Below are 10,731 nucleotides of genomic sequence, written 5' to 3' on the forward strand. Positions count from 1 at the left end.
TGGAGTCGTTTTCCAGCAAAATGCATACCCAGAAAATAAGTTGATGAACCTTTGTCATGGACTAGAATCATACCACAGAAAAAGATTCATGGAGACATATATGTCTGAATCAGATTATGACAGCGTATATAATGACCTTGTGAACCTTATAAAGGGAGATCCATCAAACGTATACAATAATTTGGATTCCTCAGATGAGAATATTCGGGATAAACACAATATTCCCACTCCCTTTGTTCAATCTCTTAAAGATGGGACCATAAAACATGCAAATAAAATGTCTCTTCGGAAAAGGTTACAGCAACTAATACGAGCAACTGAGCCAGTCATATCTGATCTACCATACTCGATCGTCGGTAAACACGAACAAGTTGCAGATACGAGGAACTATTTCGCTCACAGAACACAAGATTTGAAAAGAAAAGCGACACTGGGTGCCGGGCTAACAAGCTTGAACTGGGGAATTCAGCAACTCATCGAAGCATGTCTCCTACTTGAAATCGGTATTGAGCCAGATCATATTAAAAATAGACTCCATTCGAAATACAACGCCAAATCCGTGACAACTCACTAAGAAGAAGGACGTTCTCCCTGTCAATCATATATTTCTTTCCAATTCATTCCACCACAAATAACGGTGCTACGTCAATTCCACTGTAGCAGGAACAGATGCCTCTTTGAGACAAACTCACGTGTCTAATCGATGATTTCTATTGAAACCCCGCCCACCAATCCGGCCGAGTAGCATGCGGCGGCCGCGGACTTGGCTCAGGCACGTCTAAACTCGGATCGACATCTGCATTCAGGAACAGCTCGCCCCAGGCCGTGATCGGTCAGTAGGTCTCAACCCGACCACCAGCAATCTCGCGATTGTAGCTCTCGATTCACGCTCAATGAAGGCTCTTCGCTCAACTCCGCAATTCTCCCCAATCACCGCCAGCCGTGCTTCTATAACCACTCCCCACCGCCACTACCCATGCGCGTCGTACTCACAGACAGACGATTCATTGATCAGGAACCCTACCGAGAAGCGGTCGAGGAGGCGGGGGGCGAACTCGTCGCGGTCGAGGCGGAGACGGAGGCGGAGGTGGTCGCGGCCTGTCGGGACGCGGACGTGGTGGTGACGTTCAAGGCGCCGATCTCGCGGGCGGCGATCGAGGCGATGGAGGACTGTCGGCTGATCATGCGGAACGGGGCGGGGTTCGACAACGTGGACGTGGCGGCCGCGAGCGAGCACGGCATCCCCGTCTCGAACGTGCCGGGGTACGGGAACGACGACGTAGCGAGCCACGCGGTCGCGCTGATGCACGCGGCCGCGCACGAGGTCGTCCACGCCGACCGCGACGTGCGCGAGTCCGAGGGGTGGGGGGAGCGCCGGCCGATCAACCCGATGTACGGCCGGACGTTCGGGATCGTCGGCTTCGGGCGGATCGGCCGCGCCGCGGTGCCGATGGCCCGGGGGCTGGACATGGACGTGATCGCGTACGACCCCTACGTGGACGACGACGTGTTCGAGGCGTTCGGCGTCGAGCGCGTCACCTTCGCGGACCTGCTCGACCGCGCGGCCTGCGTCTCGATCCACGCGCCGCTCACCGCGGAGACGCGGGGCCTGTTCTCGACGCCGGAGTTCGAGCGCATGGCCGCGGACGCCGTGCTCGTCAACACCGCCCGCGGCCCCATCGTCGACGAGGCGGCGCTGGTCGAGGCGGTCGAGGACGGGGCGATCTACGCCGCGGGGCTGGACGTCTTCGAGACGGAACCGCCGACGGACACGCCCGCGCTCGCGTGCGACCGGATCGTCTGCTCGCCGCACCACGGCGGGATGTCGCCGCGCGCGAACGAACGCTGCATCGCCATCGGCCGCGAGGAGATCGTCCGCGCGCTGACGGGCGAGCACCTCCGGAACGTCGTCAACCCCGAGGTGTTCCAGCGGGGCGAGGGGCTCGTCAACCCCGAGCGCGACGCGTGGAGCGAGTGAGGGCGCGTGGGACCGCGCCGAGCGCCGCGCGGTCGCCCGTCGCCGGAGGGGCGCTCCCGCCCACCGCGCCGCGAGGGTAGGTTCTTGTCCCCGGGCCTCGAGCTCGACCCATGAACGAGGCGGCGGTGTTCTCGGGCGTGCTCACGGAGCTCGAGGAGCGGAACTACGACCCGCTCGTCCACGTGCCGGAGGCGCACGCGGAGACGTACGCGGACGTGCTCGACCGCGCCGAACAGCACCGGATCACCATCCGCGGCCGGTATCCCGACGTGCTCGGCTTCACGGAGACGGACCGCGTGTTCGCGGTCGAAGTGAAGGGCGACGAGGGGCTCCTCCGCGGGATGGGGCAGGCGCTCACCTACCAGCGCGGCGCGCACGTCTCCTACCTCGCGGCGGAGGCGACCGCGGTCGAGGGGCACGCCGACCTGCTGCACGCGAAGGGGGTCGGCACCATCGGCGTCGGCGACGGAGGCGTGACCGCGTGGCGTGATCCGCCGGCGGCGGAGTCGACCGCGGAGGTGGCCGACGTTCGCGGCCAGCTGTCGCTGCGCGCCGGCGGCGCGGAGTTCGGGGGCGACGTGACGACGCTCAGCCTCGCCCAACCGCTGAACTACCTCGCGCCGGTCGTCGCCGTCGACCGACACGGCCCCCTCCACCGCGACGAGCTCGGCGACGTGCTCGCCGAGGAGTACGGTTTCGGCGCCGGCGACGCGGCGGTGGCGGGCGCGCGGGCGCTCGGCCTGCTGACGACGGCGACGCCGCACGAGCTCACCGACCAGGGCGACCTCGCGGCGACCGTCCTTCGCGGCTACGGAGTCGAAGACCTCGACGACCTTCGGCTCCGCAAGGACGAGACGCGGGGGAGAACCGTCGCCGCGGTCCACGAGCCGCTCGCGGTGCTGCTGCGGAACTGCTTCACGCGCCACCCGGAGTTCGGACTGCTGCTCGAGGCGCTCCGGAAGGAGGGGCCGCGGGTCCATTTCCTCGACCTGCTCGAGCGGCTCGTCCGCGAGTACCCGAACGTCTTCCTCGGCGCGGTCTGTACCGCCCGCGGCCGCGAACGTGCCCGAACCCTCATCGAGCGCGGCGAGACTGCGCGCCTCTACGGCGACCGGGACGTGTGGGCCGACGTGGTGCGCAACAACGTCCTCTTCAACTTCGTCCAGCAGCTGAAACACGTCGGCGTGCTCGCGTCCGAGACGCGGAGCCACGGGAGAGCGATGGCCGAGTACGATCCGGACGAGAAGCCCTGGGTCCTCGCCGAGCGCTGACCGTAGCGGTCCATACGCGAGGGCGCTCGGCCATCGTGGGCGGACAGAGCTTTATCCGAGGCCGTCGGAGGGAGCACCGATGTCGAAGCGTCTCGGACCCACGACGGCGGTCGCAGTTCTCCTCGTCGTGCTCGCGGTCTCCGCGGTCGGCCCCGCGGCACTGGTCGGGTCGACCCCGAGCCCGGAGCCGGCCGGTGAGCCGACCTTCCATACGGTTCGCGGGGAGGGGGGGACCGAGAACCGCACCGCAATCTGGCCGTTCACCAGCCGCGCGCGGGCGTTCGAGACGCGAACGCTCCCGCTGAACCTGATCGTCGAGGGAGACGTCGCGGAGACGCGGCGGCACCTCGAACGGTCCAGCCGGGGTGACTGGAACGAGACGCGCGGCGACTTCGAAGACGAGGGCGTCGGCGAGGGGTACGTCCGCCCGAACGGTACCGCGACCGCGTGGGGACAGGCGACCGGCTCGACCCGGCTCACGTACGTCGTCGGTCCGGGAGAGCGGCTCGACGAGGGACAGTGGCTCCTGGAGAGCTACCAGCTGCACGACGGCGACTACCTCGGCGCACGTCACCACATCCGCGCGTACGCCGCGCCGAACCCCGACGAGGAATGGACCGCGATGCAGGCGCACCGCGAACACTGGGACTGGTTCCGGCTCAGACACACCGTCGGCAGCGTCGAGGAGTCGCAGTCGTACGTCGAGCGGGAGTTCATGGGCCGCTGGTTCGTCGAGGACGTCTACCGAACCTACGTCGGTGCGGTCGGTGCCTCGGACGCGGACGGCTGGCTGACCGTCGTGCAGATCGGTGCCGAGGGCCCGACCGACGGGACGACCACGTCGGTCAGTCGAGAGACGATAGAGACCACCCGGGACGATGGGTCCGGAAGCGGTATCGAGTCCGCAACCGGGACCGAGTCAGGAGCCGGCGGGGTCGACGGCGTGCTCCCCGCTGGCGCGGTTCTACTCGCCGTTGCGGCAGTCCACGGGCGCTGGCGGGACCTCGCGGCGCGCGTCGACGAGGCGCTCGGACCGACCGCCCGCCGGGCGCTGAGCGTCGCGACGGCGCTCGTCGTCACCTTCCTGTTCGTCCGGTTCGCGTCGGTCGGGCTCGAACGGACGACCCCGATCCCGCCGAAGGTCATCGCGGCGGCGCTGTACCCCTTCCTGTTCGCGGGGCTGCCGACGATCACGTACCTGCTGTCGCGGCAGCTGGACCGACCGATCGCGTTCTCCGCCGCCTCGATCGGCTTTCTGACGGCCGTGTTCCTCGACTACACCTACCTCGGGGTGACCGTGTTGCCGCTGGACGCGCTGGTCCACCGCGGCGGGCTGGCGGTCGCGCTCGGGTTCATCGCGGTCGGCGCTTCCCGCCCGGAACGGCTCGACCCGGAGCCCTCGCGCCACGTCCGCCTCGGCGTGCTGCTCTGGCTCGTCACGCTCGTGTTGCCGCTGCTGCGGTTCGTCTGAGCCGGGGGCGCTCACCGTCCGCGGCGACACGGGGCCGCTCAGCCGCTCCGATACGGTCGCTCCCAGGTCGGAGTCGCGAGGGCGTAGGCGGCGATGCCGACGAGCAGGACGAGGTAGTGGAGCCACTGTGGCAGACCGAGCCAGCCGAAGAGCCCGGCGCTGGCGACGATCCACGCGAGCAACAGCGCCGCGTCCACGACCAGCCGGTCGCGGTTGTGCCGCAGGAACGCCGCGAGCCGCTCCGTCCGCGACTCGACGAACGGTCGGTCGTCGACCGGGACCGTCGGCTCGTCGCCGGCGTCCGGCACGTGCGGGACGGTGTCGCGACCGGTCGGATCGTCGTCGCTCACGAGTGCGCTACGCGCCGCAGGACAAAAAGGTCGGTCGAAACGCGCTCGCGGAGCGCTCGCGACGCTACAGGAAGTCCTCGATGTGGTCCGCGACCTCTTCGGGAGTGTCGCCGACCGGGACGCCGGCGTCGTTGAGCGCGTTGATCTTCGATTCGGCGGTGCCGGTGCCGGAGCCGGAGACGATGGCGCCGGCGTGGCCCATACGCTTGCCCGGCGGCGCGGTGCGCCCCGCGATGAAGCCCGCGACGGGCGTGTCCATGTGCTCGCCGATGAACCGGGCGGCCTGCTCCTCGTCCTCGCCGCCGATCTCGCCGCACATGACGACGGCCTCGGTCTCGGCGTCGGCCTCGAACGCCTCGAGCGCGTCGACGAAGGACGTGCCGATGATCGGGTCGCCGCCGATGCCGACCGCGGTCGTCTGGCCGATGCCGCGGCTGGTGAGGCTGTCGACGACCTGGTAGGTGAGCGTCCCCGAGCGGGAGACGAGCCCGACGTTCCCGTCCGCGAAGATGTTGCCCGGCAGGATGCCGAGCTTCGCCTCGCCCGGCGTGATGATGCCGGGGCAGTTGGGGCCGAGCAGGCGCGTGTCGGTCTCGCCGAGGCGCTTGTTCACCTTGGCCATGTCCTGCGTCGGGATGCCCTCGGTGATGGCGACCGCGAGGTCCAGATCCGTGTCGAGCGCCTCGAAGACGGCGTCCGCCGCGAACGCCGGCGGCACGAAGATGACGGACGCGTCGGCGTTCTCCGCCTCGACCGCCTCGTCGACCGTGTCGTAGACGGGGACGCCCGCGACCTCCTGACCGCCCTTCCCGGGGACGGCGCCCGCGACGACGTTCGTGCCGTAGTCGATCATCTGGCCGGCGTGGAACTTGCCCTCGCCGCCGGTAATTCCCTGTACCACGACGCGCGTGTCGTCGTCGACGAAAATGCTCATTGGGTCACCTCCTGTGCGTTCTTCACCGCACGCTGGACGGCGTCCTCCAGCGTCTTCTCGACCTGCACGAGGTCCGTGTTCAGGATCTCCATCCCCTCCTCGGCGTTGGTGCCGGCGAGGCGGACGACGACCTTCTTCGGGATCTCGTCGAACTGCTCGAGCGCCTCGTTGATCCCCTTGGCGACCTCGTCACCGCGGGTGATCCCGCCGAAGATGTTGAACACGACCGCGTCGACGTTCTCGTCGGAGAACACCATGTCCAGCGCGTTCGCGACGCGCTCGGCCTTCGCACCGCCGCCGATGTCGAGGAAGTTGGCGGGCGCGCCGCCGTAGTAGTCCACCAGGTCGAGCGTCGTCATCACGAGACCCGCGCCGTTACCGATGATGCCGACGTTGCCCGACAGGCGGACGTAGTCGAAGCCGTACTCGCCGGCCTTGCGCTCGAGGTCGTCCTCGTAGGACTCCTCGGCCATCTCGGCGAGTTCGGGCTGGCGGAACAGCGCGTCCTCGTCGATGTTCATCACGGCGTCCGCGGCGACCACGTCGCGGTCGCTCGTGATCATGACGGGGTTGACCTCGATCTCCGAGGCGTCGCTGTCCTCATAGAGGTCGTACAGCGTCGAGAGGATCGACGCCACGTCCAGCGCCACGTCCGCGTCGACGCCGGCCTCGTAGACGACCTTGCGGGCCTGATACGGGTGCAGGCCGAACGCGGGGTCGACGTGCTCGCGCGCGATGGCGTCGGGGTTCTCGGCGGCGACCTCCTCGATGTCGACGCCGCCCTCGGTCGAGACCATCAGCACGGGCTTGCCCTCGCCGCGGTCCATCGTCACGCCGACGTACAGCTCGTCGACGAAGTCGACGCCCGCCTCGACGAGCACCTTGTCGACGGTGTACCCTTTGAGGTCCATGCCGAGGATCTCCTCGGCGTACTGGGCCGCCTCGTCGCGGTCGCCCGCGATCTTGATGCCGCCGGCTTTCCCGCGCCCGCCGACATGCACCTGTGCCTTTACGGCCGCCGGGTACCCGATCTCGTCGACCGCGTCGAGCACCTCGTCGACGCTCCCGGCGAGCCGGGACTCCGGGACCGGGATCCCGGCGTCGGCGAAGATCTCCTTCGCCTGATATTCGTGGAGCTTCATTAGCGTGTAAAGGGGCGTCCGACGGGCGCTTAAAACCAGTTATTCGCCGCGAGTGTGACCCACACACGCCCCGGCGGACGGCGGCTCGACCACGTCCCGGTGGGGGGGAACCGCAGCTCCGGAACGCGGGCGCTCCCGCCCCGCACCGCCGAAGATGATTTGTGTCACCGGCATGATGTGGTCCGTGATGCCACCTGACGATCCCCCGGGGTCCACGGGCTCGGACGACGAGTCGGACCCGAACGACGAGCGTACCGAACCGGCACCGGCCGAACCGGACGACGCGGACGCGGAGCCGGCGGACGCGGACGCCGAGGAGCAGCAAGAATCGGGTACCGAAGCCGGCGGGCCGGACTCCGAGGGATTCGGTGAAGCCCCGACGGACGACGCCACGGCCGCCAGCGCGGCAGCGGACGACGCCACGGCCGCCAGCGCGACGACGGTTGACGACACGACCGGTGGCGCTGCGATCGACAGCGAGGCGGCCGCGTCCTCGGCTGACGACACGTCGCTGGCCGCGATTACGCACATCCTCGCGCTGTTCACGTGGGTGATCGGTCCCGTCATCGTCCTCGTGGTGAGCGAGGACGAGTTCGTTCGCGAGAACGCTCGTAACGCGATCAACTGGCAGATCTTCATGACGATCTACTCGATTATCGGGCTGGTCCTCACGCTGCTCGTCGTCGGGGTGTTCGTCATGCTACTGGTCGGGCTCCTCGACCTGATCTTCTGTGTCGTCGCCGCGGTGAAGGCGAACGACGGGGAGGCGTGGTCGTACCCGCTCACCCTCGATCTGGTCTGAGGCGGCCGCGGTCCCCGGTTGGGATCGCCCGCCGCGGACCTCGTCGGCTACCAGACGAACCGGAACAGCACGAGGAAGGTGACGTAGGCGCCGACCGTCGAGATGACCGGCACGGCGTTCTGCATCATGATGACGCGGCCGGTGGTCGCGGGGTCGAACAGGTCCGCGGCCGCGGGGATGTCGTCCGGCTCCTCGTCGCCGATGTCCGGCGCGGCGTCGCCCGGCTCCTCGGCCGTCAGCGCGCCGACGGAGACCTTCGTCTCGCCCTCGCCGCGAATGCTCTGTGAGACCGTGACGGTCCGCGTCGCGCGACCCCAGCCGAGGCCGACGATGGACATCGTCGCGATGATGACGAAGGAGGCGGGGATGCCGATCGCTGACAACCCGGTGACGATGGCCGAGGAGACGACCGCGACGATGATCGACGCGGTCAGCGGCAGGTTGGTGATGTCGTTACCGAGCGTGTCGAGCGTCCGGCGCGCGATGGTGAACGCCCCGACCGCGACTGCGACGCTGCCGAGCACGATCAGCGGTTCCAGGTCCATCCCCGCGCCGACCAGCGGCGCGATGGCGTTCGCGATGTTCGAGGTGCCCGAGGAGAAGGCCATCAGACAGCCGATCAGGATGACGACCACGGAGCCGACCGCCTCCCGGCGCGTCGTGTTCTCACCGGGGACGAGTCTGGGGACGGTCCCGCTCCGGTCGACGGTGAACAGCGGCCCCTCGCTGGACTCGATGGCGACGCGGCGGTTGATCTGCGGGTAGAGGTACCGGCCGATCATCCCCGAGACCCAGAAGCCGATGATCGGCGCGACGATCCACCAGACCGCGATCTCGCCCATCACGGCCCAGTCGAGCGAGCCGGTCGCGACCCCGAGTCCGGCGATGGCCCCGACCGCGGTCATCGACGTCGAGGCGGGGACGCCGGCGTAGTTCCCGATGAACAGCGCCGCGCCGATGAAAAACAGCACGACGATGCTCGTCTCCAGCGTGAAGATCCCGCCGCGGGTCACGAGGTCGTTCCCGAGCGTGTCGACGACGCGGCGGCCGATCGTCCACGCGCCGATCGCGAAGAACACCGACATCAGCGCCGCGGCCCCCGTCTTCGAGAGCACGTCCGAGCCGACCGCCGGACCGAACGCCGGCCCGGTCGTCGCGCCCCCGATGTTGTACCCGACGAACAGGGCGACGACCAGCCCGAAGGAGATCAGCAGAAGTTCGATCATACCGGAACCAGGGGGCGGCGAGAATTAAACGCCCGGTCTCGTGTACGGCCCGAAACGGGTGCTTCGGTCCGCCGGAAGCGGACGCTATTACCGTGGCGAGTGCAAACTGACGGTATGAACGATTCCTGTAGCCGCGACCCGCCCGCGGTGGTGATCGGCCGATGAACCCGAACCGCGTCGACTTCATCGTCGACCTGCTGTACGGGTTGATGATCTTCGTCGCGGTCGTCCTGATCGCGTACGTCGAGACCCTGATCGGCGTCGCGTTCGGGCTCGGGGTGCTCGCGTCCTACGCCATCCACGTCGGCTGGAAGATGGCGCGGTTCGACCCCGACTGGATGACCGAGGAGGTGACCGAGAACGTCGAGGAGACGCTCAACCGCGAGGTCGAGGCGGTCATCGAACGGCTCGAGGAGGTCAACGAGCGGGTCGACCGGCGCCCGCGCACCGAGGAGGTCGAGGAGAAGGTCGGCGAGGTCTCGGACGAGGTCGAGGAGACGGTCGAGAAGAAGGTCGACGAGGTCTCCGAGAACGTCGAGGAAACGGTCGAGGAGAAGGTCGGTGAGGTCACCGAAGAGGTCGAGGAAACGGTCGAGGAGAAGGTCGGCGAGGTCACCGAGGAGGTCGAAGAGACCGTCGAGGAGACGGTCGAGGAAAAGGTGGACGAAACCGTCGAAGAGAAAGTCGACGAAACCGTCGAGGAGACGGTCGAGGAAACGGTCGAGGAGACGGTCGAGGAAACGGTCGAGGAGAAGGTGGACGAAACCGTCGAGGAAAAAGTCGACGGGTCCGGCGAGGGATCGGGCGACACCTCGAACGAGTCAGGCGACGACGAGGGAGAGGACGGCGAGGACGACGACAAAGCGTCAGACTGACCGTTCGCGTCGGGACGTGCTTCGCTCGCGGTCGCTCATCCGTTCATCTCTTCGGCGTGGTTACTCCCCGACCGACTCCTCTCCGAGGCGACCCGGAAACGCGAGCGCGACCGCGCCGAGGACCGCGAAGAATCCGATTAGGAACAGCCCCGGCTGGACCAGCACGCGCTGGGCGACGACCGCCTGCGGCTCCGGTTCCGTCGTGTAGGTCCACAGCGCGTACTCGGTTCCGCCATCGGCGACGACGGTGAGCCCCGAGGTGGCGTTCGGCGACCGCGGGTACGCGAGCGCGTCGACGCGTTCGTCGGGGTCCCCCGTCACCCAGACGTTCTCGTCGGCCGCGCGTGCGCGGTCGAACGCCTCGCGGACGGCGGGGTCGAGGTCCTCGTAGGCGACCGCCTCGGGAGCGTCCTCACCGAGCGTTCCCTCAGCGGGCGCGACGTTGTGCACGTACCGCTCCGCGCCCGATCCGTCCGAGACGGGGAGATACAGGGGATTCAGCATCAGAGCGACGCCAAGGAGGACCAGCACGACGGCGAGGACGCGGCGCATAGCCCCACGTTCGTGGGTCCGCCCCTCACCTCTTTCGGTGAGCGGAGGCGATTCGTCGCGGTGTCGACGCGGGGCGTGAAAGAGCGCGATACTGGGTATAGCGATGTGTTTGTGTCTTTTTTCTGTTACT

11 protein-coding genes are annotated in these 10,731 nt (G+C 67.5%); 6 read left to right on the forward strand and 5 right to left on the reverse strand.

What is annotated here, in order from left to right:
• From AN233_RS16665 to AN233_RS01520, 4 genes are all read left to right on the forward strand, one after another.
• Positions 1-574: HEPN domain-containing protein (locus tag AN233_RS16665; RefSeq protein ID WP_218055033.1), on the forward strand; the 574-nt coding region annotated here is incomplete at its 5' end.
• 402 nt (positions 575-976) lie between these two features.
• Positions 977-1,978, forward strand: coding sequence for a C-terminal binding protein (locus tag AN233_RS01510; protein WP_058365109.1), 1,002 nt, complete (start codon positions 977-979; stop codon positions 1,976-1,978).
• A gap of 110 nt (positions 1,979-2,088) precedes the next feature.
• A complete protein-coding gene (locus tag AN233_RS01515) occupies positions 2,089-3,249 on the forward strand; it encodes a hypothetical protein (RefSeq protein WP_058365110.1) in 1,161 nt (386 codons plus the stop codon).
• A 79-nt stretch (positions 3,250-3,328) separates the two neighbouring features.
• Positions 3,329-4,720: a hypothetical protein gene (locus tag AN233_RS01520; RefSeq protein WP_058365111.1), complete on the forward strand. Its 1,392-nt coding sequence runs from the start codon at positions 3,329-3,331 to the stop codon at positions 4,718-4,720.
• Between the two features lie 38 nt (positions 4,721-4,758).
• Here the strand turns inward: AN233_RS01520 and AN233_RS01525 are convergent, their stop codons facing one another.
• From AN233_RS01525 to sucC, 3 genes are all read right to left on the reverse strand, one after another.
• A complete protein-coding gene (locus AN233_RS01525) occupies positions 4,759-5,070 on the reverse strand; it encodes a hypothetical protein (protein WP_218055034.1) in 312 nt (103 codons plus the stop codon).
• 64 nt (positions 5,071-5,134) lie between these two features.
• On the reverse strand, positions 5,135-6,004 hold the full coding sequence (gene sucD / locus AN233_RS01530; RefSeq protein ID WP_058365112.1) for a succinate--CoA ligase subunit alpha: 870 nt from the start codon (positions 6,002-6,004) through the stop codon (positions 5,135-5,137).
• Positions 6,001-7,146, reverse strand: a complete 1,146-nt coding sequence (gene sucC / locus AN233_RS01535; protein ID WP_058365113.1) for an ADP-forming succinate--CoA ligase subunit beta — start codon at positions 7,144-7,146, stop codon at positions 6,001-6,003. The genes sucD and sucC overlap by 4 nt, the downstream gene beginning before the upstream one ends.
• Before the next feature lie 187 nt (positions 7,147-7,333).
• On the opposite strand from sucC, the gene AN233_RS16060 reads away from it, so the two are divergent.
• Positions 7,334-7,948, forward strand: a complete 615-nt coding sequence (locus AN233_RS16060) for a DUF4870 domain-containing protein (protein WP_080508294.1) — start codon at positions 7,334-7,336, stop codon at positions 7,946-7,948.
• A gap of 47 nt (positions 7,949-7,995) precedes the next feature.
• Here the strand turns inward: AN233_RS16060 and AN233_RS01545 are convergent, their stop codons facing one another.
• Positions 7,996-9,174: an inorganic phosphate transporter gene (locus AN233_RS01545; RefSeq protein WP_058365114.1), complete on the reverse strand. Its 1,179-nt coding sequence runs from the start codon at positions 9,172-9,174 to the stop codon at positions 7,996-7,998.
• Between the two features lie 161 nt (positions 9,175-9,335).
• Between AN233_RS01545 and AN233_RS01550 the strand changes: the two genes are divergently transcribed.
• Complete coding sequence (locus tag AN233_RS01550; RefSeq protein ID WP_058365115.1) at positions 9,336-10,049, forward strand: hypothetical protein; 714 nt, start codon at positions 9,336-9,338, stop codon at positions 10,047-10,049.
• A gap of 60 nt (positions 10,050-10,109) precedes the next feature.
• Here the strand turns inward: AN233_RS01550 and AN233_RS01555 are convergent, their stop codons facing one another.
• Complete coding sequence (locus tag AN233_RS01555; protein WP_058365116.1) at positions 10,110-10,601, reverse strand: hypothetical protein; 492 nt, start codon at positions 10,599-10,601, stop codon at positions 10,110-10,112.
• Positions 10,602-10,731: the final 130 nt, after the last annotated feature.

Origin of the sequence: Haloparvum sedimenti, from assembly GCF_001462205.1 — an archaeon.
Classification (GTDB): domain Archaea; phylum Halobacteriota; class Halobacteria; order Halobacteriales; family Haloferacaceae; genus Haloparvum; species Haloparvum sedimenti.